Raw genomic sequence first — 25,110 nt, 5'->3', positions numbered from 1 at the left:
TCAAAACACTCGACCAACTCCAACTTAAAGTTGATCAACTGATTGCTCAGTTAACTCCTGAGCTAATTGCTTCCATCACAGGGTATGCATTTATTCTCGATGCCCTATCTGCCCTGAATACTGTTTAAATTGGTATCACCGTGTTGGTGCCCGTTTTTCGCACAGTGGGCACGCCTGAAGCATCAACGCTAACGACAATTTCAACGTGCCCTTCCCCTGTTCTGTTATTTGGAGTACCGAGCACGCCGCCCTGATACAGGGATATCGCTCCAGGTACCGGCTGGTCATACCGCCTGAATCCAGCTTCCTCAAAAGCGTATTGCTCCAACTGCTTGACGTTGTTGTGTTCTACCGGGTAGCGAGGGATTTTAGCCGCAACATACTCCCAGCAAATGCAATTTCTCCCACCTGGTGAGCGGTAAGCCTGTATTTCCTCTACTTCCCTGTTTTGCCGCTCGTAGCGGGGCGGCTGGTATTCCTGCCGGGGTGGTCTAGGCTGCTGTCGGTTTCGGTATCGGGGATTGTCCTGGCTCCATGCAACGGACTGTTGCTGGAAGGAATGAGGGGGGAATGAGGGATAAAGGGGGCGAACTGACAAGTCAGCGCTTGCGCTATCGCCAAACCGTCTGTCCCGTTGCTGCCTCTGTGGGGGATTCAGATCGCCAAACCTTTCGTATCGCTGCCACCTCCGTGGCTGATTCCGCTCGAACCGGGGTGGGTAAGTCTCTTTTGCCCTGCTCTGATACTCGCCAGTGAGGGGAAGAGGTTGAATGGTAATTGTGCAGCCAGATCCGACCGCTGAGATTGCAGCAGTGAGAGCAAAAAGTATGGGTTTCATGGTTTGAAGGTTTTAGGTTAAGGGGAACCCATTGGGTAATTACGTTCAGCCGAGGGAGATGATGGCTGCTGAATCTGGAACTGATACCCGGCATCTCTGAGGAAGTAGCCAGAGATGAAACAAACCAGACAGGCGATCGCCATCACGAAACCACCGATAAAACTGCCATCATCTTTTCTGTCCATCGTTTTTGACGCTCCTATTACTGATAGTTAAAAGGGTTTATCTTTTAGGGAGTTACTAACCAATTGATTCAGATTTATAAAAGATTCTTTTGCGGTAGCCAGTCAGTAGCCAGTCGCCGAGCCGTCGCCTGGAACCCCTGTAGCTGCGTGGTAGCTGGTAGCTGGTAGCCAGTAGCCGGGTAAAAAGGGTGGCTACTGCTGGCTACTCCCACTGGGCAAGGGTAGCCGGGGTCTAGTAGCTGGCAGCCAGTAGCTGGTAGCCACTGGCTACTACTCCAAAAACGGGTAAAAAGGGCATATTTGTTTTTGCTGGCTACTGGCTACTGGCTACCGCCTTTAACTATTAGGAGAAAAGGTTCTCCCATCAAATCTCAATGCCTGGTAGTAAGGGTTAGGATCATCCTCTCCAACCTGGGAGACTACACCGATTCCAATGGACTCTAATTCATTGAAAAGCTGTTTCACACCTTCAGCTTTAATCGGGCGATAAAGCCGTGCTTTACTGGGGGCAAAGTTGACCACATGCTTGGCAGTCACCGCACCATTCCGCATTGAGAACAGGACAACCCCCTGCATTGACTCATCCAGACTGGGTAACACCGGCGCGATTTCCTCAAACTCTTTCAGCAGGTCCGGATCTTCTCTGAACAGCGATCGCAATTGCTGCAACTCCTCATCTAGCGGGGCAACCGTCTGGGATGGAGCTTGTACAGGCTCAGGGTATTCATCAATTGCCCCAACCGCATAACGCACCTGGTTTCTGAAGTTGGCTAATCCAACTTTTGTGGACTGCCAAAAATCAGACTTATTGTGGTGTAATCAGGATACGTGTAATTTAGTGCCACAAAACGCTGGAAAGCTTTCAGGCTATAGCTTATAGACGTTAGCTCTTTTCTAATTTGTAAGTTGTCCACCAATGTCGTGGAAGGCTATCACTATTTCCTGGACTGGATCTTCTTTGGCAAACAGGGGGTGATCACCGAGCATGACCCAGAGGAGCAGGAAAAGCGGCTAAAGTACCTCGATTTGGTCGCAAGTGCAGTAATTCTGCAAAACACGGTTGATATTTCCTATGCCATTCGAGCCTTGAGTGAAGAAGGGTACCCGCTCAAGCGGGAGATTCTGGCAACCCTTAGCCCTTATTTAACCAGGCATCTGAAGCGATACGGGGATTATGTTGTCGATCTGGGTAGTATTCCACAGCCCTTGGAAGGGGCTATTACTCTGCCAATCGACATTGCTGAAAACCAGATAGAATGAGCATTACAGCGTTTCGTGGCACTAAATTACACGTATCCTGATTACACCCCAAGTAGCTGTTCTCCAGTTCCAGCGGCAGGTGCTTTAGCAAGCAATCGAGGGCTACCTCCAGGGTTGCTTCATCGGTCAACGCAGGGGTGGGAGATAATGAAGAGGATGGGTAGGTCGTCATGGTTTGATTTCAAAGCTTTTTACCTGACCCTACCCCTTTCCTATTCTCTTTGTCTAAAAAATTCTTGATCTACTGAGGCTGTGCTATATGGCAATTTATGGTAGAAGAAGTCTTACTTGTCATATCTATTTTGTTATAGATCTTCAGCACGCCCTAAATCTATATAACTACATGAAGTACGGGATTTTTATCAGATCATGCCTTGAACACTATGGACCCTATGACATTTCATCTTTTAGTTTTGGTCAAGATAGAAACAAAGAAATAATTGACGAGTTTAGAAGTATTGGATCTATAAAAAGTGTTCAGGCGTTTAGCAAACATAGTAAAGAATATCTTGAAGCTGCACGGCAGCAACTAATCATAAATTTTTTCTCAATATTTGAGTTTTTAATTGGAAATACTCTAATAGAACTTTGGGAGCTATCTCAGTTAGTATCAGAAAAGGAACTTGGAAATAAGCTTTATTTTGTTTGGCCCAAGGTTGCAAGAGATCAATACAGAGCGGACCACAAGCTATCTGGTATAGAAGATGCAGCTTGGCTAGAAAATAACCATAAGTGGGACTTTTTGAAAAAGCGTATAGGCGTTTTATCAGATCATTTAAATGTGGATGTGAAAACCATAAGGGTTACACATAATGGTCGTAACTATGGCTGGCAAGACTTCTGTAATTTGCGAGAGGCAAGGCATAGGGTAGTACATACTGCAGGAAGACAATCTATTTTCACTAGTAAACCTTATGAAAAGATAGAAATCAGCGAATCAGATGTGCTGTGCGCGTATAAGTTTCTCATTAAATGTCAAGCTAGTATTGATCAGGGAATTTATAAAGTTCCAATTTTGAGGGATGATTTAGCTGGCAAGACAATTGAGGGGCTAATTGGTTAGCTTACTAGTACATTGAGGCGAGATACCGGCATTTTTTATCACATCGCCTTAAAACCCATACCAGATAGACATTTCAGCTTTCTGTTGCTGGTTCTAATTGCTAAAAGCCTTGATTAGTAAGGGGTTGGACTGATTTTGGACTTGTACTAATCAAAATTGGCCCGTACACTTCCTGATTTCTTCTTAATTTGTGGTTTGAAACCCTCATTCTACCGTTGCACTTCCCTGCGCAGCAGCTGTCCATCAAAATTAATCCAATTTGGGGTGTAATCAGGATACGGGGTATGACACCGTTCCTGGCAATTAAGTACCACATCGGCTATAACCGTTACTCTACATGGCTTTCAGATTGTGATCTTTCCTGATTTGGGCAACGTTGATGACCAGAAAGGGCTAGGAGCGAATTCGGGGTGGCTAGTGATTGATAACTTTCAGTGATGTCCCTTCCAACAGAAATTAACTGCCCGGACAGCAGAAGTTATCAAGCGTTTAGGAGCAAAACGCTTGATAACTTCTGCTAATCATCTTGTGAGGCTTGTACCGTTGCCGAGTCGGCAGAAGTGCCACGGCAAGATCGAACTTTGGAGTCCTTAAAGCCTGTGAGATTACGCTTGTAATATGGGCTTTTGAAGTTGAAACAGTGCCAGAAACAGTCCGACCCGTTTGTAGTATAGATTTTCCCACTTTAGCAGAACTTATCAATAGAGATCGTGTAATGTCCAACCGGCTCGATCATTCCCAGGTTTCTATTCTTCCTGATTGATTAGGGCATCCCGATCTCCTCTCAGATGTCGTCAGGTAGAGCATTTTTGCGGAAAGTTGATTGCTGTAACTACTTCCTAGTAAAGGTTTCAGACGATGTGGTACTTAATTGCCAGGAACGGTGTCATACCCCAACAATGGCAAGGGGGACGAGCCGATTTACCAGTTGATTTGGTTCTTTGTACATTGGAAGAATCCTTGGAACAGAAGGATAGGAAATCGCTCTCACCGTCGCCAAACTTTGAGGGCGGTTTCTGATTCAGAATGGAACTGCCGCCAAGCCAAAGCCCCAAGGCTCAACGATGCCGGGTACAGGAAATTCGACTTGACAGAAGGTCGTAATAAATCGCTTGATAGCTTTGAACATGGGGCAGATCCTTTCTGTGGGGTTGGCTAATGAATCGTGCAGACCATCAAGGTGGGTGCCGACCGTCGAGCGTGCAGCATGGCTTTCACAGCGGCAGGGCACCCACCGCAGAGCAGGGGGCGATCGCTAGAAAGTCGCTGGTCAGGTCGGGCACGTCCAGGGCATCGTCAATCAGGACGGAGAAGTTCAGCGCTTCCTGGGGTTCGGCTTGCAGTTCTTGCAACAGGTATTGCTGGATGCGGAGGGGCGATTGGCGCAAGCGGTCTGCCATTGCACGAGCGGTGTCGCGTTCGTAGCGGCTGAGGCGGCGATCCAAGTTGGACACCTGCCCATTGATGCGATCAATCCCGGTTTGGGTTAAGGCAGAAATCTGAGTGCGGGAGTAGGTGTTGAGACCATCCAACTGCTGTTGTTGCTGGTCTCGGTTGGGGATGGGGCGTTTGATTTTGGGTTTGCGTCCATTCAAGGAGTCTTTGAGGGCTTCGGTGTTAATCGGCATGGGTTGAAATCTCCTGGAGCAGTAGGGTTTTGAATCTTGTGAGCGAACGATTTCGTTTGAGCCAATACACTAATCGAACTAAAAGCCGCAAATCCTGCGGCTCATAAAAGCCATAAGCATTCGTAGAAATGCAGAGTTGCTGCGTCCACCATTGGAGCGTTCGGTCAGGAACCTCTTTCCCACGATGACGAGCTAACTCAAGCTGCAATTCCCGAAACGTGTACCAATTTGACTCAATCACCTCTGTAGTCATGGTTTCCGTAGTTTTCATTGCGTAGAAATTGCGGGATGGTTGTTGACGCAATTGCGGTGCAATGAATCTTGCATTAGATGCCAGCATAGCTTCAGAAGCTATTTGATAGCTTCTGAAGCTAATCCCAAAAAGCAGAGGTGAGAGTATGATTTCGGAATCACAGATCCTTTCGTTTGACGAAATGGCACCAACCAAAAAGGAAAAAGTCACCTTTACCTGCACGGCTGAAACAAAGCAGGCTCTGGAAGTGTGGGCAGAAAAAGAAGGTCGTACCATTTCCAATTTGGTCGAGCGAATCGTTCTCTCTGCACTCGCGGTGACGGCAGAAGAGCAAAATCAGCATAAATGAGGCGATCGCGATGACAACGCAACTCGTACATCCGCCACAACCAAGACCAGCAAAGGTGATCCATAACCTCACCTGGGAGCAACTGGAGGAGATTGACCGTTCCCTGGAAGACTTTCCAGGACTAAAGCTCATTTACCTGGACGGCACGCTTGAGATTATGCCGATTAGCGCGGAGCATGAGGATGCAAAAGCCACCATGCGGATGCTGTTAGAAGCTTACCTGCGAGCCAACGGGATTCGGTTCTATAGTCGTGGCGGTCCCACCTTGGGAAATAAGGAACAGGGAGCCAGAAACGAGCCGGATGAGTGCTTTAACATTGCCACGCGGAAACAATACCCAGACCTGGTGTTTGAAGTGACTGTCACCAGTGGCGGCGTTGACCGCTTAGAAGGCTATCGTCGCATGGGCGTGATTGAGGTGTGGTTTTGGGAGGACGGTGCGCTGTCGATCTACCACCTTCGCGCTGATGGTTACCAGAAAATTGCTAACACTGAGCTGCTAGAGAGCTTTCCACTCCAACTCTTCAACCGTTACATCACCTATCACGATCAATATGATGCGGTGACGGAGTTTTTAGCAGCGGCGCAACAGCCCTCGTAAAAGGTGTTTATGCCATGCAAACCCGTAACTTTCTAAAAAACTTTGCCAGTGGACGGGATCTGCGGTTAGATCATTTATACTTCACCACAGCAAAGCTTCCACAACAGCGCAAGTTGCTGGTGAAACAACAAGTTTCCACGTTTGTAGCGAAAGGAGTGTCCGTCATGTTCTAGGCAACCCTAGAAGCCAAAAACCCCCACTGCGGCGAAACAGAAGGGGTCAAAAGGCTTTTATTCGATTTGAAGGATAGGAGCAGGGACGCTAACTGATGCTTTGACGGGCAGGTTGTTAGGTCACCAGCTTTGCTATGCCAATTTTAGTGGCAATTTGTCAAAAGGTGCAACATCTTTGACGAATTGACCCAAATTTTGCATGGCTTCCTATCTGCTGCTGTTCCAGCTATAGGAGTTGCATTGTGTATCTGACAAGTTTTGACAACCGGGAGGGCATCCAATGAAACCTGCCCTCTCTCCCCAGTTTCCCTCTGTCCAGGAATGGGATGATTCGTTTCTCTCCCTCTTCCCCCACCGCTATGACTACTTGTGGGCAGAACATCCAAACCCCGGCGAACGCCCGGAATGGAAAACGGAAAGTCGCCATCCCCTCAGCGATCGCCTGCTGCAACAGGGCACAGCGCTCTACGGTGTCCGGTTTGGTCCCACCACTCACTACTGTGTCCTCGATGTGGACAAAGGGAGTGCTTACCACCCCACGCGAGATCGCTTTGCCTGGAAACGAATGCTCGCAGCGCTGGAAGTCTTAGGACTGGTGCAAGCCGTCGTCTGCACCTCCAGCTACAGCGGTGGGCTGCACCTCTACTTTCCCTTTGATACTGAACAGAAGACATGGGCGATCGCCCTGGCGGTGTCCACACTGCTAGAAAACAATGGGTTCAAACTGGCTCCTGGTCAGATGGAAGTCTTCCCCAACTGCAAAGCCTATGTCACCAGTGGTGAGCATAGTCTCTACAACGGTCACCGTCTACCGATGCAGGCGGGGTCATATTTACTGAATCAAGACTTGCAAATGATCTGGGGCAACCAGGAGACGTTTGTGCAGCACTGGCAGTTTGCCCAACAGCGCAACAGTCTCGATGCCAAAGCGCTGGACCGCATTCTCAAAGCGGCGCGACGGCGACAGTTCCGCGTCACGGGCAAAGCCGATAAGTTCTTGAATGACCTGAATGCCGAAATTGAGCAGGGTTGGACCGGTCCCGGACAAACCAATCGGTTACTCGGACGCATTGCCATGCGCTCTTATATCTTTGGGCATGTCCTCTATAGTGACAAGCCGTTAGAAGGCAAGGCGCTAATCCACGATATCGTCACAACCGCCCAAGACCTCCCCGGCTATCACGATTGGTGTCAGCATCAACATGAGGTCGAGAAACGTGCTCAGGAATGGATGCTCGCCATTGAACAAAGCCACTACTTTCACTACGGCACCGACAAACGTCCAGTAGACCCAGGAGAGTTAAGTCCTGATCAGCCTGACGAGTCAGAACCAAACTGGAACCAGCAGCAGCAAGCCGAGGCTAGAGCACGCATTCAACAAGCAGTCGCTGACCTCTTAGACAAGGAAGCACTGCCATCAGGTATTACCGAACGCTTTGATGCCCTCGTGACCTATGGACTGAGTGGCACCACGCTCTATCGTCACCGCGATCTCTGGCATCCCAGACATTTACAAAACGCAACAATGGGCGCGCTTCAAAGTGATGCGAAGCCAGATTGCTCGTGGACGGCATCTGGCTTCGACAATCACACAAACTTATTGGGTGAAAGCGGGTGTAATACGCTGTCTGATGGGAGTTCTAGCGCTTTGGAATGTCTAGAACCATGGGCGATCGGGTGTAATACCACTCCCATCAGGGATTTGAGCCATGTAGAACCGAGAAATATGACCCAGGAGGAGGGGATTGCTTATATCAAACAGGTCTTAAACCAGGTAGAAGCAAGGCGACAGGTAGAAAAAGCTCAGAAACGACAACGCTTGGCGGGACAAGGACATCTGGTACTCCCCTTTGACCAGGAAGCGCCGTAAGCGCTGGTAGCACTGCGGTTACGGCTGCGCTTGTGGCTTTTCAGGCTATGTCGGCTTCACCATTCCAGGTGGATCTGTCAAAGTATCGTGGTTAATTGCCCACCACGCAGTGATTGGCAGCCAAGCAAAATATGAGTCGAAGTTATCAATCACGCTCTGCCCCAACGCGCTCGCCACTGCCCTTGTTGATCCACACACCGACAAAACGGTTCCTGTCTATCTCATGCTTGGTTGCTGAAAGCTTTGTTCCGCAAGCTTCTAACGCCTACCGTGATACCAAATTACACGAATGGGTCTCCGACCCGTTAATCAGGGAATCTTTAAAGTTCACATCAATCAAGCTAATTCAATCCTGGGCAATCTAATTTGGGTGGGCTATAAGGAGTAAGCGACTCACCCATTGATTTGTGCTGTCAAGCAAAAGATACCTGGTATTTACCAAAGCTGAGTTGATAAAGTGTCCTGGAAGCTACTATGACCCTGCCAACCCTGTTCGAGATTTGTTCTCTGCGTCCAGATGTGCGTGATGGTCGAATTGCAGAATCGGACTTTGCGGCTGATTTAGCCCAAGTTTTGCGAGGAGATGCTCCTGACGAGTATCGAATTCCAGCCAAATTCTTTGCGAATACTCATCCAACGAGGGGATTGAAGGAACTTCTAAAAAGCGTTTGTTTGCGATTGCAGGGAAGTAGTGAGCAAGTCGCTTCGATTTTTCGACTGGATACAAACTATGGGGGAGGTAAAACTCACTCTCTGATTGCCCTAACCCATGTTGTCAATGGGATGCAGGGAGTTCAAAATACCTCGGAGTTTATTGATCCAGCATTGATACCCACCGGGAGGATACGAATCGCTGCATTCGATGGTGAGAATGCTGACCCAGTCAACGGTCGTCTGGTTGGGGAGGGGATTCGCGCTAAAACCCCTTGGGGAGAGCTGGCGTATGGACTGGCAGGGCGGAAGGGGTATGAGCTAATTCAGGCTAGTGATGAGCAGGGAATTGCGCCAGGTGCAGAAACTATTCGGGAATTGTTTGGCAATGAGCCAACTCTGATTCTGCTGGATGAATTGTCTGTTTATCTACGAAAACTGAAGGCAAAGGAACGAGATCGCGCTGGTGGGCAACTCACTGCTTTTCTGACTGGTTTATTCAAAGCGGTGGAATCTTCCCCCAGAGCAGCACTGGTTTTTACCTTGGCGATCGGCAAGAGCGGATTGGCGACCGATGCTTACAGCGAAGAGAACCAGTTCATTGCGGCCAAAATGGATGAGCTGATGAGCGTGTCAGCTCGGAAAGCAACTTTGCTCGACCCAACGGAAGAAGATGAAACCGTCAAGGTCTTACGACGGCGGTTGTTTGATTTCATTGATGATGCCCGTGCCGAAGCTGTTATTCAGGAGTATCAGCGGCTGTGGGATCAACAACGGGAAGCGATCTCCTCAACCACCGCAGCAGACAAGCGGTTGGAAGCCTTTCGGAATGGATATCCCCTACACCCGGAGCTAATCGAAACCCTGCGAGATAAAACGTCAACGTTAAGCAACTTTCAGCGGGTTCGGGGGATGCTACGATTACTAGCTCGGACAGTCGCCCAACTCTGGAAAGAGCAACCCCAGTCTACCTATGCCGTCCATCTCCATCACCTAGATCCAGGGAATGAGAATATCCGGCGTGAGATTGTCACCAAGTTGGGGTTGAGTCAGTATCTACCAGCAATCCGTTCAGATGTGGCAGGGGTAGAGGGTGACCAACTTTCCTTAGCACAGGAATTGGATGCAGCCCATTACAAGGGATTACCTCCTTATGCTGCTTATGTAGCCCGTACAATCTTGTTCCATTCCCTGGCGTTCAACGAGTCACTAAAGGGCTTAACGTCAGAACAATTACGCTACTCCAACCTGTCACCGGGGTCAAACTTGAGCTTTGTCGATGATGCGATTCGCCGCTTTGTACAGAATTCGGCATATCTGGACGATCGCCCCAACGTGCCCCTTCGATTTCTAACGGAAGCTAATCTGACTCAAATGACTCGCCGTTACGAGCAATTAGTGGATCCAGCAGAAGTCCGTGCCCAATTGAACGATCGCATTCGCACAATTTTTAAGGGAACCACGCTTCAAGACATTCCGTTCCCAGGCGGTCCATACGATATCCCCGACGACACAGGTGAGGGGAAGCCCTACCTTGCCATTATTGGTTATGAAGCAGAGGTGGTTCGGAGCAGTCAAGTTCAGGTTCCGGTGTTAGTTCAACGACTCTTCAAAGAGAAAGGTAGCAGTGGCGATTTACGGATTAACCGTAATAACCTGGTGTTCCTTTGTGCGGACAGCGATCGAGTGGATGATATGCGGAGCAAAATGCGCCGCCGACTGGCGTTGAGGGATTTGAAGAGACCGGAAGTCCTTTCTCAGCTGGCGACTCACCAACAGGAAAAATTGAAGGAGTTAGAGCAGAAGTCTGAGTTTGAAGTGACCACAGCAGTCCAGCAAGCCTATCGATATGTGTTTTATCCTTCCCGCTCCCGGTTAGAGGGGTCAGAGGTAGATCTAGCTTATGCCGCGATGGAAGATCCAAGCACCTCAGAAGCTCCAGGTCAGGGACAAAAGCAGGTTGTTCGCAAACTACGAGAAGCCCAGAAGAAATTGCGTCTCCCAGAGGATATGCCAGATGCGCCCTCCTATATTCGGGACAAGACCCCACTGCGGCGAGGACAGGTGACGGCAGCCAGCTTGCGTTTGGAGTTCTACCGCGATCCAGGTCTGCCGATGTTGGTTGGTGATCAGGTTTTCATCAAAGGTATTGTGCAGGGGATTGAGTCGGGTGAGTTTGTTTACCGCAGTGGGGATTTAATCTGGGGTAAGGGGCAACCGGGGGCAACCATCAAGATTGATGAAAACTCCTACATTTACACCGCAGAATATGCCCGTGACAATGATATCTGGCCCCCAAAATCTTCACCGACCTCCCCACCAGATGGCAGTTCTGGTGGAACGACCACTCCGGGAACAGGGGATAGCGGCGGTAGTGAAACTGGTACGGGTACTGGCACAGGTACAGGTGGTGTTACTCTCCCCATCACCCCTGCACAGCCGGGAGCTTTTACTGCGGAAGGTCCCTTAAGGGAGGCGTTGGGTTCTGTGTGGGAGCAGGCACGTTCGGCTCAAGTGAAGGCGATCGCCCTGCTGGAAATCCAAATTTTTGATGCCAGCGATGCCTTTACGTTAATTGGTATGATCCGAGCGATTCCAAAGTCAAAAGTGGGAGTAAACTTCTCTGGCGAGTACGAAACAACGGCAGGAAGTATGTTCAGCTTTGAGTTCAATGGTCAGGTTGAGGATGCCTTACCAGTAAAGGATTTTCTGGCATCTCAAGTGCGGGCAGCGACTGGCAAGAATCTCCATGCAACCTACACGGTTGAGTTTGCCGAGGGGCTTGACTTGGGTGGGGGTGAACCTGAGAAGCTAACAGAGCGTCTCAGCCGGTTGGGTGCTGGGGCAGCCCATGTGTCCGCCAGAGCCGAAGGAGCTTCTTAAAATGCCAGTTCTAGAGTTGATGGAACCAGAGATTTCGGCTCGGACGAATGCAGTAAATTCCTATACTGGGCAACCGCAGTATGAATTACGGGCAGAGAGCCTGGGCACAGGGAACTTGCAGTTGGAGGTATGGCAGCTTCCGTCTGTGGCAACACCGCAGATGACGCAACCAGTGCGAGTTGCCGGGTTGAAGGGGCGGAGCATGGCACTGATTGAGCATCGAGTATTGCGGCGACTGGCAAAAGCAGATATCACGATCGCGGGTTTGAAGCCCAAGAAACCGAAGGCTTATCCCCTCGATGAGTACCTGGCGTTAATGCTGGGATTAGTTTTTCGGGTGCTGGCTCCGATGCGAAATCGGGACAAGATGCTGGCGTGTGTGGAGGGGATTGAGGCAATGAGTCGGGAGGAAGCGGCTTATTGGTTAGGCATGGCAATGCATCGTAAAAATCCCCGTCGGGTGCTGGCAGCGTTACGCTTGTTACTAACGGAGACCTGATAGCGGTATCGCACTCAATCTACATGGACGGGGAGAATCGCCATGATTCAAGCAGCAGTAGCGTCTGAGGTTTTATATCCTGACTCTGACGGCAAACCAATGGCAGATAACACGAAGCAATATCGTTGGATTGTCCGCCTGGTCACCAATCTGAAGCAACTGTTGCAAGGGCAAACGGCGTTTGTGGCAGGCGATCTGTTGTGGTATCCCATCCAGGTGGAGCAGCCCCCTGCCCCCTGCCAAGCACCCGATGTCATGGTGGTGCTGGGTCGTCCGGATGGCGATCGCGGCAGCTACAAGCAATGGGAAGAGAGCAACATTCCTCCCCAGGTTGTGTTTGAGATTATTTCTCCCAGCAATTCGGCGACGGAAATTTCCCAGAAACAAGGGTTTTATGACCGCCATCGGGTACTTGAAATGTTTTTCTATGACCCAGACAGTTTTGAGTTTTGGGGCTTGATTCGCCAAACAGCAGATGAACGCCCAACCTTGTTAACCCGCCTCAATCTGCCCTGGACCTCCCCAACCCTGGGAATTAAGTTCGATATGTTTGATGACGGCCTAGCTGTTTTCTACCCCAATGGAGAGCGGTTCAAAGACCCAGAAGAACTGTTTCAGGAACGGGACCAAGTTCGCCAAACGCTGGATCGGGCACGCACCAAACTCCGTGAACTCGGCATCGATCCAGACACATTAGAGTAATGAACTATGACCAAACGCCTGATTGAAGAGTGGTTGCCGATCGCAGAATTGAGCGAGGAAAGTGTGCGAGAGCGCCGCTCCATGACGGCTTTGCCCCCCATTTATTACTTGCATGTCTGGTGGGCACGGCGACCATTGGTAGCTTCACGGGCAGCCGTATTGGCATCGTTGTTGCCTGCGGACTGCGATCGCAAACAGTTCAAGCACATTCTTGGCATTCACGGAGATCCATTAAAGGCAAAACAGCGAATCGCTAAAGCAGACCGAGAGGGAGTTCGTCTAGGCGCAGATGCTTACGGTTATCCGCGCGCATTTAGTTACACCCCATCTAAACAAGACTTAGCATGGTTTAGAAATGAATCACAAAAGCTCAACATAGACGAGCCTAAAGTTCTAGATCCCACTGCTGGCGGTGGCAGCATCCCCTTTGAAAGCTTGCGGTTGGGTTGCGAAGTTTTAGCCAATGACTTAAATCCAGTTGCAGTACTGGTTCAAAGGGCAACCTATGAATGGCCAAGCCAATTTGGTAAAGAGGTTTTAGAAGAGTTTCAACGGCTAACGCCGGAATTTACCAGACGAGTACGGGAACGTTTAGCCTGGGCGTTTCCTGATGAACCAGATCCCAACTGCCGACCTAACGGTTATCTCTGGGCACGTACCATCCGCTGTCCCTACTGTGAAGGATTGATTCCTCTTTCTCCCAACTGGAAACTGGCTCCTAAGGGCACTGGTGTTCGTCTCTTGCCTCAACTTGGGTCTGGTGTTGGCGATCCTAACCGCATCTGCCAGTTTGAAATTGTTCACTTTGACAAAGACCATTCCGAAGGGACTGTCAAAGGAGGGGATGCTACTTGTCCTTATCCTGATTGTGGACGCGTGATCGAAGGGGATGAGATTAAGCGACAGGCACAGGTAGGTGGCATGGGAGAGCAATTATTCTGCATTGTTTACAAAACACGCATCGCCACCAAAACCAAAACAGGAAAGACTCGTGAAAAATGGGATCGAGGCTACCGTGTCCCTCGATCAGAGGATGATATTAACCCACGGATTCAACAGGTATTGGCAGAAAAGTTACCAGAATGGGAAGCTTTGGATTTTGTCCCTTCTGAAGAAATTCCTGTGGGGCATAAAACAGGCGATGGAACGGGACCTGGAACAGATTTACCTTTGAAACGTGGTGAAACTCATTGGAAATATATGTTTTCACCCCGCCAGTTACTCTGTCATGGTGTTAGCGTTGAAACCTTTCGTGAATTACTGGCAGAAGAGGAACGGAAACCTGATTATGCGGAAATAACGAAAGCTGCGTTGAGCTATCTAGGCTTGTCATTAGACAAGTTACGTGATTACAACTCCCGGCTAACTCGCTGGCATAGCAGCCGTGAAGTTATGGTGAATACTTTTGATAGTCACGACTTTGGATTCAAATGGTCATATGCAGAAATGGCACCCTTAATAATAGGTTTAGGCTATGATTGGGCGTTTGAACAAGTATCAAAGTGTATTAAGGAACTCCTTAAATTAACCGTACCTCAAATAACTAACGGTAATCACAATCTACCTCTTTTCCAAACCTCGCCTACATCCACTTCTGTCCGTCCTCCCATTTCCCTCACCTGCAAGTCAGGTGACTCTCTTGATCATTTAGGTGATGCCAGCGTAGATGCCGTAGTTCTCGACCCGCCTTACTACGACAACGTCATGTATGCAGAACTATCAGACTTTTTTTACGTCTGGCTTAAGCGCACCGCAGGTTATCTTTATCCAGAACTGTTCACTCGGCACCTCACGGATAAAGACAATGAAGCAGTCGCCAACCCCATTAAATTTAAGGGACAGAAAGGGGCAAAAGAATTAGCAAAACTGGACTATCAGGAACGGATGGCAGCTATCTTTACCGAGTGTCGGAGAGTGTTAAAGGCTGACGGCATCCTCACCTTAATGTTTACCCACAAAGCCACGGGTGCGTGGGATGCGCTGACTACAGGACTCATTAAAGCAGGGTTTGTTATCACAGCAAGCTGGCCCATCAATACCGAAGCCGAAGGTTCCCTCCACATCAAGGATAAATCTGCTGCCAACAGCACTATCTTTCTCGTCTGCCGTCCCCGCACCCAAACCCCAGACGATGCCATCCAGTACTGGGAAGACCTGGAACCTCTTGTTGCTCAGGCGGTTCTCAAACGGATTGGCGAATTCCAAACCGCTGGCATTCGGGGCGTTGATCTCTACCTGTCCTGTTTCGGTCCCGCTCTAGAAGTCTTCTCCCGCCACTGGCCCGTCAAACGGGGACAGCCCAAACTGCAAGTAGCCCCCGGCAAATCCAAACGCAGCAAAGCAAGCATTCTCGATACCGATCCCTACAGCGTCACCCCCGAAGATGCTCTGGAATCTGCTCGTCGGGAAGTAAAACGCTGGAAGCTGGAACAACTCACTAACGCCCAGCGAATTCACGAACTTGACCCCATCACCGAATGGTTCGTCCTCGCCTGGGATGCCTTCAAAGCCCCCCAGTTCCCCTACGATGAAGCGCTGCGGCTGGCGCGTGTCGTTGGTTTAGACATCGATCGTGAAGTCGTCAAAATCCTGGGTGAGAAAAAGAGCAGCGATGTCATCCTGTGGGACAGCGCCACCCGCGCCGCTAAAGGCACCCTCGGAGCCACCGACGGCAGCCGAGGACTAATCGATGCTATTCACCATGCCGCCTACCTGGGACGCACCCGCAATCTGGATGCCGCCCGCGAACTGCTCGACAAAAATGGCTTAAGCAAAGAACCTCGCTTCCTTGCTGCCCTGGAAGCAGTCCTGGAAGTTCTCCCGCCCTCCAAAGCCTACACTGGCTTCGACCCCGTCAAAGCCGCCATCCCCGCTGCCAGCGATTTTGAGGCACTAGAAAATCTGCGCCGATTGGCATTTAGAGAGCAGATCGATGAGCCGCAGCAACTCTCACTATGGGCAGAATCTTAAAATTATTAGCTAGGCTTCTCGAAGAATTTCAAACAGAGAATCAATTTCCTCTTCACCTTTATTTTCCTGTAAATAATACTCCATCTCATCTCCAGGGCTGGTCACAGCATCTCCCATATACTTTGCCTGAAGTTCATCTATATGAAATAAAAAGTCTTCAATCTCTGTGATGAAGTCTTGAATATTCAGCCCAAATTTTGAAGCCACCTTCCGTACTTCTGAATCAAATTCTTTAATCCCATCAACATTAATAATTTCATCTGCTTCAATCTCACTTATCTTCTTTCCGGCTTCTGAATGAACAAATTCTAAAAACTCACTAACTATGTAGTCAATTTCTTCATTCGATAATTCTGTCGGGAATTTATGATGAAAATCCCCCAAACCAATAAAACCATCAAGCATTTCATCGCGACCGAAGGCAGATATAGATTCAATAAAAAAGCTTTTTCCTAAAGCTATTACCTTTTGCCTGAGATCTTCGTTAATATATTTATTTGCATCTACGTGAACTATAAATTGAAGTAGTTCTTCCCCATCTCTAACAAATAATTCGGTTGTCAAAGAATCAACTAACTGTTCAACTATCCAATTACTAACAGAATGGGCTTCTACTATTCCACATTTATCCAGTTTATCTAAAAAGAATATTGCTCTCTCTTCCAAAGAAATAGAAGATTTCATCTTCACTATTCCTTTACCAGGCAACATTACATTATCTAGACGGCAAGATTCAGATTTGAACGTTCTTTTTACAGCACTTGAGAAATGAGCAAGCTGATCACCCTTTAAATCTTTCCTTATTGAATTAATAAAATTATTTTTTTCATCCCATAGTTTCTTCCATTGCTCGAAGAAGAGAACCGTCTCATATATTTCTTGAATTTCGATAACGTTATTAAGCAAATAGTTTGCAATAAAATCTTTTATTGAGGGATTGTGGAATTTGACAACTATAAAATTGTCAACCTTATTTGAAATGATAAAATTTCCCTCCAACTCTCTAAGGGATTTTCTGAACGTCAACGCGTCATAGCTGATAAAGTAAAGCTTTTGTTTATGATTACAAAAAGTTAGGAAGGCTTGCTCAAGATTTTCGATTAAAGTTTCGTCGGGTAAGCTCCATAGCAATAACAAAAGATATCTAGAATAGATTGAAATTTGATTTATGAAAGCATGTTCCCATATTCTGATGGGATTTTCCAAGTTTTTAATGAATTCAGAAATGTAGTTTGAGCTAGTAACATTTTTGCCTTCTAAATAAATAGTCATCCATTCAATTATCCGAGGGTTAAAGTTTGGATGATTAACAACCTTCATATAATTTTTTCCTTGGAGCACTGAATTCTTATAATCTTGACTTAGACCTGAAAAATATACATGATTAAACAATATTTTAGCCCGATCAAATTTTGTATAATCCGAAAGATTTATTACGTATTTGTAAACATCAAAATTTGAACTATAAAATTTTTCGTAAACAGCTTTAGCTTGATTAAGAATATACTCCCTTGTAGTAAGGATGAACTTTTTATTCTTTGAGCTTTTGATTGACTCAATGAATCGTAAAATATCATGCTCCTCATTCTTGTTAATTTTATGCTCGAGACTAGTCTGACCTAAAAAGTCATCATAGTAAAAAACCTGATTTTCCAATGAATTATAAACAGAAAATGCCTCACTAATGTTACTTGATATTTTTATGATGCTAAAGCCAAGCGATAGGAAGTGTACTAGTAAGATTTCTGCCAAAGTTGTTTTGCCAATCCCTGGTATTCCAGAAATGATGCAATAATTAGCCTCATCAATAATATTAATAGCTTTTACAAAGCTTTCGTTTTGAACATAAAATCTCAATTTCTTGGTTATATGTTCACGTTCAAATTCTGTCTGAGCAAAAATTGAGTTATTAAGAATTCTCTCAAGAACCGTTTGACTTGTTAACCAAAGTTTAAAATTTCGCTTCTCTATCTTTGGGAAAAGATTGATCAAATTATTTAAGTCATCCTTTCCATAAATATCACTAGGAGATAAACAGTAGGGAGTTAGCAGGGCTTTAAGCTCCTCCTTGTTCTGTGGAGTTAGCCCAACAGATGTTGCCAATATGTAGCGATAGGGCTTCAGCCTCTGGATTTTTTTCAATTCTTGTTGTTTCATCCGGTTATATAACTGACTATAACCAGATGCACTGTAGTGTTTGCACTGAACAATCACTCTTTTGTTTGGCTCCCGGCTATATCGCAGGTCAATACCGCTATCTCGTCCACTTTTAAAGCACTCCAATGTAAGCTGGAGCTCCTCTTGAAGAAGATCTCGTACAAGATCTTCAAAATCATAGGCAGACAAATTGGTAAAGTCATAATTAGCCATATATACTTACTACTTATTTAAGGAAAATACCAAGAGGCTTTTTTTGAGAAGATTATGAGCAGTTACTGAGATTAGTATTTCAATATCAACTAAAAGCTACAGGTGTGCTGTAAGCACATACATACTTTCGATTACATCTCCGTCTTTCTAAACTAACTTAAACAGCAAAGCAGACATAGCTAAAAAGATTGAGCATCATGTAGGAGAGCAATCATCCGTCTCTTAACTTGTATGCTATGTCTAAGCTAACTGACTCTTCCTGGAAAACCAAATATAGCCCTGACGGTGGCAGTATTGTCCAATCTTTCTACATCCCAGCACTGTGGTGCGCCAAACGCTACTGGCGCACCACCGGCTACTTCTCTGCTGCCGCCCTTTCCCTTGCTATGAGAGGGTTAGAAGGACTTATACAGAACCAGGGCACAATGCGGCTCTTAGTTGGATGCACCCTTAATCCTCCCGAAGTTGAAGCGATTCAAAAAGGAGAAGATCTCCGCAAACAAATACAGCACCATCTCGCCACAGTGCCCTTAGAGCCACCAGATGAGGCTGCCCGCAATGCCTTAGAGCTGCTTGCCTGGTTGATCCAGCATGAAATCCTCGAAGTTAAAGTCGCTATTCCCTGCGATGCTAAACGACGACCGATTTCCGATAACGTAATTTTTCACGAAAAAGCTGGAATCATCGAGGATGCTGATGGTAACCGGATTGCTTTCACAGGCAGCATTAACGAAACAGTGAATGGTTGGCTGCATAACTGGGAGAGTTTTCATGTCTTCACTAGTTGGGCAACACCGGACCACGTCGATGCCGAAGAAACCAGCTTTACAACCCTCTGGAGCGATCGCTCCCCCAATGCCTTTGTTGTCGATGTGCCCCAAGCAATGCGCGATCGCCTGCTCCAGTTTGCTCCCGTTGAAGGACAACGTCCCAGGCGTGTAGAAGAGGCAGGTGGACAGTACCGTGTTCCGCCCCCCGAAAAAACGAAACCGATACCAGAACCAGAGCCAACAGTCAATCCAAGGGCGATCGTCTGGAGCTACATTATGCAGGCTCCTCAGAGAGTGCCAGAAGGTGAAAGGGTTGGCGAAGCAACCAGTGCTGTTGCTCCCTGGCCCCACCAGGCTCGTGCCTTCAAACGGATGTGGGATCGCTGGCCTCCCAAATTACTGATCGCCGACGAAGTGGGATTGGGAAAAACCATCCAGGGAGGTTTGTTACTACGGCAGACCTGGTTGAGTGGTCGAGCCAAACGCATCCTGGTGATGGCACCTGCTGCTGTATTAAAGCAGTGGCAGGTGGAACTGCGGGAAAAATTTAACCTTAATTGGCCCATCTACGATGGCAAGGCTCTGCACTGGTATTCATCTCCTGGTTTTCAAGGATCACCCGTAAAGACTGTTAGCCGAGAAGACTGGCACAAAGAGCCATTTGTTCTTGTATCCAGCCATCTGATGCGCCGACGTGAACGTGCTCAAGAGCTGTTGGAGCAAGCAGATCCCTGGGATTTAGTTGTGTTAGACGAAGCCCACCATGCTCGGCGCAGCGGTGGTATACAAACCGGCAATCTGCAAGACAAGCGCCCCAATCGGCTATTATCGCTCATGCAGCGTCTTCGGAATCGGACTCAAGGTCTGGTGCTATTGACAGCAACCCCCATGCAAGTCGATCCGATCGAGGTTTGGGATTTGTTACAGCTCCTGGGACTACCCGCAGAATGGACCGCCGCCGATTTTCTACGTTTCTTTGAGCTAGCAGGTAAAGCCGCTCCTAGCCATGAGCAATTAGCTTACATGGCACGGTTGTTTCGGGCGATCGAACGGGATTTTGAACCCATCAGTGATGAGCTTGCTAAACGGCTAGCACCCAGACAAAGCAGTATCAAAGCAAAGAAGATTCTCCGTGCTCTCCGTTCTGAAGCAACCATTCCCCTGCGTCAGTTAGAAACGGACGAGCGGGAGGCAGCGGTGCATATCATGCAAGCTCATACCCCTGTTCGTACACTCATTTCCCGCCACACTCGAGAACTGCTACGTCAGTATTACAAAGCTGGCAAGATTTCGACTCGCATTGCTGAACGCAACGTCAATGATGTGTTCATTGACCTATCTTTAGCAGAACGTCAAGTCTACGATGCCGTTGAGGACTACATTGCCACAACTTACAACAATGCTGCTGCGGGCGATCGCAACGCAGTTGGCTTTGTCATGACCATTTATCGGCGGCGCTTGTCCAGCAGCTTTTATGCCTTGGCGCAAACTTTAGAAGACCGCCTAGCCAAACTACAAAGAAAACAACTCAATACTTCCTACCAGCGACCTCATCTTGAGGATGACCTCCCGGATGAGCAATTAATGGATGACATTCCCGATATTGAGGAAGCAGCGCAGTTAGAACTACAAGCTTTGAATTTGGAAGAATCGGTTGACCTTCAAGATTTGCTAGCAAAGGTGTCAGTGTTATCGATCGACACCAAAGCGCAACGGTTGAAAGGGCTACTGCTACAGCTTCAATCAGATGGTTATCGACAGGTGATTGTCTTTACCCAATTCACTGACACAATGGACTTTCTCCGGCAGGAAGTAACCAGTAGTTTAGGGTTGTCAGTCATCTGTTTCTCTGGGCGTGGAGGTGAAATTCAACAGAAGGACGGTAGCTGGCGTGTAATCAACCGGGAACAAACTAAACAGCGGTTCCGCAAAGGTGAAGCGGATATCATGCTCTGCACTGATGCGGCAGCTGAAGGGTTAAACTTCCAGTTCTGCGGTGCATTAATCAACTACGACATGCCCTGGAACCCAATGCGGGTCGAACAGCGCATTGGACGCATCGACCGCTTAGGACAATCGAATCCAGTCATTCGCATCTACAATCTCCACTATGAGAACACGGTTGAAACAGATGTCTATGTTGCCCTACAGGAACGCATTGAGTTCTTCCAAAAAGTCGTCGGTCGCTTGCAACCGATTTTGTCCCGACTTCCCAATGCCATCACCAACCTGGTTTTAAGCCGCAGTGAGGACCGGGAGCGAGATCGGCAGAATTTGCTGAATCAAATTGATGAAGAAGTTACCCAAGCACAACAACAAAGCTTCGACTTAGATGCCGTGACTGAAGAGAATTTAGATGAACCTGCTCGCCCTGAACCTGCATATTGCTTACAAGATTTAGAGCAGGTTGTAAAACGCGCTCACCTGCTACCACCTGGTATTAAGGTTGAGCGTACAGGCTCTAAGGATTTCGCCTACCTGGCTCCTGGCATGAGCAAAGCAGTACGCATCACCACAGACCCTGACTACTACGACCAGCATTCTGACAGCGTAGAACTTTGGTCCCCTGGTACCCCTTTGTTTCCAACGCAATCAGAATATAGTTCTCTTCTAGGTGTGACCAATCAGGAGTTCTATCAGACAATTAAGTCAGAGTAGCTACTTGGATCTCTGCTTTAAATAGGGTGTTGGTTGAACTCAGCGGAGCAGTCGCCCACTCCGCTGAGTTCAACTTAATGCTTACCCAGTCCCCAATTAGATTTGGTCAATGTTACTGTCATTCATACACGTTCTCTTTTACTAAACATTAGGCTAACTAAGGCAAAACTGTGCCCAAGACTCCTACCCTATTCCCTGAAGATGAAAACTATCTTGCTCTTTTGGATGGTCTGAAAAAGCGGATTCGCACAGCTCAGGTCAGGGCGGCATTAGCTGTTAACAAGGAACTAATCTTGTTGTACTGGCAGGTAGGTCGTGAGATTCTGGTGCGGCAACAGCAGCAAGGGTGGGGGAGCAAAGTAATAGAACGCCTGTCCAAAGACTTGAAACGGGAGTTTCCTCAAATGACAGGCTTTTCCTTGACTAACCTTAAATATATGCGAGCATTTGCCGAGGCTTATACTGAAGAAGAAATTAGCCAACGCTGCGTTGACCAATTGCCTTGGCGACACAACATTGCCTTGTTGGAAAAACTAAAGGACCGACAAGAACGCCTGTGGTATGCCCGGAAAGCTTTGGAAAATGGTTGGAGCCGGGACATTTTGGTCATGCAAATCGAAACCCGGTTATTCGAGCGGCAAGGCGGCGCTGTCACAAATTTTGCCCGCACTCTCCCTTCTCCCCAGTCCGATTTGGCACAGCAATTAGTCAAAGACCCTTACCATCTGGACTTCCTAACCCTAACCGAAGAAGCACAGGAACGGGAACTAGAAAAAGCTTTGGTAGAACATATTCGCGATTTCCTGCTGGAATTAGGGTTTGGCTTTGCTTTTTTGGGCAGTCAGTACCCGATTGAAGTGAGCGGCAAAGAATACAGAATTGATTTGCTGTTTTACCATGTGCCGCTGCATCGCTATGTGGTGATCGATTTGAAGATGGGGGAATTTGAGCCGCAACATTCGGGACAAATGAGCTTCTATGTAGCCGCCGTCGATAATTTGCTGCGATCAGAACGGGATGATCCAACCATTGGAATTATTTTGTGTAAATCAAAGGATCGGACGTTGGTTGAGTATGCCTTGCAAGGTAGCCATCAACCAATCGGGGTTTCTTCGTTCCAGTTAGAGTCGAAGCTTCCCCCCAACCTACAATCCAACTTACCGACTGTTGAACAGTTAGAAATGGAACTAGAAGCTGCTGTTACCGACCTGGGGGAAAAGGGGGAGTAGTTTGAGTGGATGGAAAGCGTAATCAGTTGATGATTTGCAGGATAGAATACCCCCATGATTATCACCGTAACCAGTTTCAAAGGTGGTGTTGGTAAGTCCACCACAGCAATTCATCTAGCCAACTACCTGGCGACTAAGCGCAATAAGACCGTATTGGCAGACGGAGATTTGAACCGCAGCGTAATTAACTGGTACGAGCGTGGTGGAGAAAAACTTCCGTTTGTCGTCTGTGATGGGGACTCGGTTCCCGATGATTACGATCATCTGGTGATTGATACCGCTGCTCGACCAACAGATAAAGAGTTAGTTGCCTTAGCTGACACTTCAGACCTGTTGGTGATCCCCTGTACACCAACCACCTTTTCCCTGGAAGCGACCATTAGCACCTTGGCGATTTTGTCCAGCGATCGCTATAAAATTCTGTTGACCGTTGTCCCCCCCAAACCTAGCCGGGAAGGGGATAAGGCATTGTCTGCCCTAAAAAAAGCAGAATTACCTGTATTCGATACCATGATTCGGCGGTTCTCAGTCTATCTGAAAGCCGAAAATATAGGGGTTCCGGTTTCAGACGTTAAAGATCCTAAATCAGCAGAAGCCTGGGCGGACTACACAGCCGTTGGGAAAGAAATTGCTAAGACGGTGAAGAAATGACCAACCTGGATAAAATCATTGCCGCAGCCCAAGCTAAACAAGGTCGGCAGGAAGAGCAAATTCAATTCAAAGTCCAAGACAGTACCTTGCCGCTAGCTCAGATTCAAACTCGACAGCAAGATACTCGCCCTCTGAATCTGAAGCACGTCGAGTCCCTAGCAGAATCGATCGCAGTCTTGGGCTTAATTGAACCATTGGTTATCGACAATCAAGGACGACTCCTGGCAGGTGGGCATCGCTTAGCAGCAATCAATCATTTGAAAGAAAGTCAGCCGGACAAATATCACAAGAATTTTCCCGGTGACCTCATCCCGATTCGGCGTTTGCCCTTCAGTGCCGATGAAGACCATGAACTGGCGTTACAAATTGAAGTTGCTGAGAATGAACAACGGCGAGATTATACACCGACTGAAGTAAGAGCAATAGCCGATCGCTTGCGTGAATCTGGCTATGTGGATGTGAAAGGTAGACCAAAGAAGGGGCAGAAGGCTTTGATGCCTGCGTTAGCTGTAGTCGTTGGCAAGCACCTGCGAACAATTCAACGGTATTTGGGAGATGATGAGCCTCAAGAAAAGGTGACAGAAAAAAGTACGACACGTGTCGTACTTTTGAAGCAAGCTTTATCTAGGTTGAATAAGTGGCAAGAGGAACAACCCCAAACTCCAGCAGAGAAAGATTTGCTTGAAAAATTACCAGAACTCGTTGAGCTAATCGAGAAAGTTTTAGATATATAGCAATGGAGGTTTCCACTGCCAGCAAACAGAGTTTTTGCTGATCTGCACACAGTCAATCACCTTTTAGCCGTTTTCCATATAGCAGTTTCTTGCTTGTTGTGTACTGCATTTTAAGGTTGCTGATTCCGCAAGTAGTGTGCTCCAGAAATGCCATCAACACTAATAGCTTGGAAGCAACTTTTCCCATATCCTTGCAAACCAAACGCAATCTTTTCTTAACTCCTTCTCTCCAAAGCGGCTGTGCGTCCCATCCTCTTGCTCATGGGTATTATTCAGCGAGACTTTAAAGTTATACCAATTTAAATTGAGTAGAAGGCAAATGATTTAGACTGAGAAGTAGTGTTTCAGACTCAGCCAATCGTGGGTGTTACCTCAATCGAAGTGAAGGAAAGTTTGGATGATTTAGCTTTGCAGTTACGTCAAGCGGAAAAAGCGAGTGCAAAGGAACGATTGCAAGTGCTGTACGGGCTCAAGCATGAAAACGCTCCCAGCATCAGTGTGATTGCGAAAGCGAACGGAAACATCGACACACGGAGCAAACGTGGTTATCGATGTACCGGGAGGGGGGCATCGAAGCGAGGTTAGAAGTTAGGAAATCACCTGGGGGTGTGCGAGTGATTCCACAAAGGGCGGAGGTGGATTTAGCGACTCGATTACAGGAAGCTGAACATGGAGTCCCCAGCTTGGGGGAGGGGCAGCGGTGGGGGGCAGTCTCCTGGGGGGGTTTCGCGGAGGAGATTGCGGATGCGAAGATGAGGAGGGGCGGCGGACAG

21 protein-coding genes are annotated in these 25,110 nt (G+C 47.8%); 15 read left to right on the top strand and 6 right to left on the bottom strand.

Annotated elements, in window-relative coordinates; translation table 11 throughout:
• Positions 1 to 124 precede the first annotated feature (124 nt).
• The 3 genes from AC1S52_RS01800 to AC1S52_RS01790 all read right to left on the bottom strand — a co-directional run bounded on the left by AC1S52_RS01800 (position 125) and on the right by AC1S52_RS01790 (position 1,776).
• The gene (locus AC1S52_RS01800) at positions 125 to 838 is read right to left on the bottom strand and encodes a hypothetical protein (RefSeq protein WP_482027332.1); all 714 of its coding nucleotides are present in this window, start codon (positions 836 to 838) and stop codon (positions 125 to 127) included.
• A 17-nt stretch (positions 839 to 855) separates the two neighbouring features.
• Positions 856 to 1,023 carry a hypothetical protein gene (locus AC1S52_RS01795; RefSeq protein ID WP_482027331.1) on the bottom strand — a complete coding sequence of 56 codons (168 nt, stop codon included), beginning with the start codon at positions 1,021 to 1,023 and terminating at the stop codon, positions 856 to 858.
• 336 nt (positions 1,024 to 1,359) lie between these two features.
• Positions 1,360 to 1,776 carry a hypothetical protein gene (locus tag AC1S52_RS01790; RefSeq protein ID WP_482027330.1) on the bottom strand — a complete coding sequence of 139 codons (417 nt, stop codon included), beginning with the start codon at positions 1,774 to 1,776 and terminating at the stop codon, positions 1,360 to 1,362.
• Positions 1,777 to 1,929: 153 nt separating this feature from the next.
• Between AC1S52_RS01790 and AC1S52_RS01785 the strand changes: the two genes are divergently transcribed.
• Together AC1S52_RS01785 and AC1S52_RS01780 are read left to right on the top strand one after the other, a co-directional pair.
• Complete coding sequence (locus tag AC1S52_RS01785; protein ID WP_482027329.1) at positions 1,930 to 2,283, top strand: Tn3 family transposase; 354 nt, start codon at positions 1,930 to 1,932, stop codon at positions 2,281 to 2,283.
• A gap of 259 nt (positions 2,284 to 2,542) precedes the next feature.
• A complete protein-coding gene (locus AC1S52_RS01780; protein WP_482027328.1) occupies positions 2,543 to 3,346 on the top strand; it encodes a hypothetical protein in 804 nt (267 codons plus the stop codon).
• 1,214 nt (positions 3,347 to 4,560) lie between these two features.
• Here the strand turns inward: AC1S52_RS01780 and AC1S52_RS01775 are convergent.
• Entirely contained in the window at positions 4,561 to 4,974 is a 414-nt protein-coding gene (locus AC1S52_RS01775) for a hypothetical protein (RefSeq protein WP_482027327.1), read from the bottom strand.
• Positions 4,964 to 5,314: a hypothetical protein gene (locus tag AC1S52_RS01770; protein WP_482027326.1), complete on the bottom strand. Its 351-nt coding sequence runs from the start codon at positions 5,312 to 5,314 to the stop codon at positions 4,964 to 4,966. Before AC1S52_RS01770 ends, AC1S52_RS01775 begins: the two co-directional genes overlap by 11 nt.
• A 58-nt stretch (positions 5,315 to 5,372) precedes the next feature.
• Between AC1S52_RS01770 and AC1S52_RS01765 the strand changes: the two genes are divergently transcribed.
• From AC1S52_RS01765 to AC1S52_RS01730, 8 genes are all read left to right on the top strand, one after another.
• Positions 5,373 to 5,576, top strand: coding sequence for a hypothetical protein (locus AC1S52_RS01765; RefSeq protein WP_482027325.1), 204 nt, complete (start codon positions 5,373 to 5,375; stop codon positions 5,574 to 5,576).
• A gap of 10 nt (positions 5,577 to 5,586) precedes the next feature.
• Positions 5,587 to 6,177, top strand: a complete 591-nt coding sequence (locus AC1S52_RS01760; RefSeq protein ID WP_482027324.1) for a Uma2 family endonuclease — start codon at positions 5,587 to 5,589, stop codon at positions 6,175 to 6,177.
• Between the two features lie 14 nt (positions 6,178 to 6,191).
• Entirely contained in the window at positions 6,192 to 6,350 is a 159-nt protein-coding gene (locus tag AC1S52_RS01755; RefSeq protein ID WP_482027323.1) for a hypothetical protein, read from the top strand.
• A 280-nt stretch (positions 6,351 to 6,630) separates the two neighbouring features.
• Positions 6,631 to 8,220 (top strand): hypothetical protein, encoded by a 1,590-nt coding sequence (locus tag AC1S52_RS01750; protein WP_482027322.1) that lies wholly within the window; start codon positions 6,631 to 6,633, stop codon positions 8,218 to 8,220.
• A gap of 474 nt (positions 8,221 to 8,694) precedes the next feature.
• Positions 8,695 to 11,754, top strand: a complete 3,060-nt coding sequence (locus AC1S52_RS01745) for an ATP-binding protein (RefSeq protein WP_482027321.1) — start codon at positions 8,695 to 8,697, stop codon at positions 11,752 to 11,754.
• 1 nt (position 11,755) lies between these two features.
• Positions 11,756 to 12,253, top strand: a complete 498-nt coding sequence (locus AC1S52_RS01740) for a DUF7680 family protein (RefSeq protein WP_482027320.1) — start codon at positions 11,756 to 11,758, stop codon at positions 12,251 to 12,253.
• A gap of 42 nt (positions 12,254 to 12,295) precedes the next feature.
• On the top strand, positions 12,296 to 12,955 hold the full coding sequence (locus AC1S52_RS01735; protein ID WP_482027319.1) for a Uma2 family endonuclease: 660 nt from the start codon (positions 12,296 to 12,298) through the stop codon (positions 12,953 to 12,955).
• Positions 12,956 to 12,961: 6 nt separating this feature from the next.
• Positions 12,962 to 15,925 (top strand): DUF1156 domain-containing protein, encoded by a 2,964-nt coding sequence (locus AC1S52_RS01730; RefSeq protein WP_482027318.1) that lies wholly within the window; start codon positions 12,962 to 12,964, stop codon positions 15,923 to 15,925.
• Positions 15,926 to 15,934: 9 nt separating this feature from the next.
• Here the strand turns inward: AC1S52_RS01730 and AC1S52_RS01725 are convergent, their stop codons facing one another.
• The gene (locus AC1S52_RS01725; protein WP_482027317.1) at positions 15,935 to 18,295 is read right to left on the bottom strand and encodes an nSTAND3 domain-containing NTPase; all 2,361 of its coding nucleotides are present in this window, start codon (positions 18,293 to 18,295) and stop codon (positions 15,935 to 15,937) included.
• A 236-nt stretch (positions 18,296 to 18,531) separates the two neighbouring features.
• Here AC1S52_RS01725 and AC1S52_RS01720 point away from each other — a divergent pair, with 236 nt between their 5' ends.
• From AC1S52_RS01720 to AC1S52_RS01700, 5 genes are all read left to right on the top strand, one after another.
• Complete coding sequence (locus tag AC1S52_RS01720) at positions 18,532 to 21,723, top strand: DEAD/DEAH box helicase (RefSeq protein WP_482027316.1); 3,192 nt, start codon at positions 18,532 to 18,534, stop codon at positions 21,721 to 21,723.
• A 170-nt stretch (positions 21,724 to 21,893) separates the two neighbouring features.
• Positions 21,894 to 22,952 carry a PDDEXK nuclease domain-containing protein gene (locus AC1S52_RS01715; protein WP_482027315.1) on the top strand — a complete coding sequence of 353 codons (1,059 nt, stop codon included), beginning with the start codon at positions 21,894 to 21,896 and terminating at the stop codon, positions 22,950 to 22,952.
• 54 nt (positions 22,953 to 23,006) lie between these two features.
• Positions 23,007 to 23,603, top strand: coding sequence for a nucleotide-binding protein (locus AC1S52_RS01710; protein WP_482027314.1), 597 nt, complete (start codon positions 23,007 to 23,009; stop codon positions 23,601 to 23,603).
• Positions 23,600 to 24,337: a ParB N-terminal domain-containing protein gene (locus tag AC1S52_RS01705; protein ID WP_482027313.1), complete on the top strand. Its 738-nt coding sequence runs from the start codon at positions 23,600 to 23,602 to the stop codon at positions 24,335 to 24,337. The genes AC1S52_RS01710 and AC1S52_RS01705 overlap by 4 nt, the downstream gene beginning before the upstream one ends.
• 339 nt (positions 24,338 to 24,676) lie before the next feature.
• Entirely contained in the window at positions 24,677 to 24,922 is a 246-nt protein-coding gene (locus AC1S52_RS01700; protein ID WP_482027312.1) for a hypothetical protein, read from the top strand.
• Positions 24,923 to 25,110: the final 188 nt, after the last annotated feature.

The sequence above is a fragment of the Kovacikia sp. CALU 1929 genome (assembly GCF_056784235.1).
This window is presented reverse-complemented; position numbering and strand designations above follow the sequence as displayed.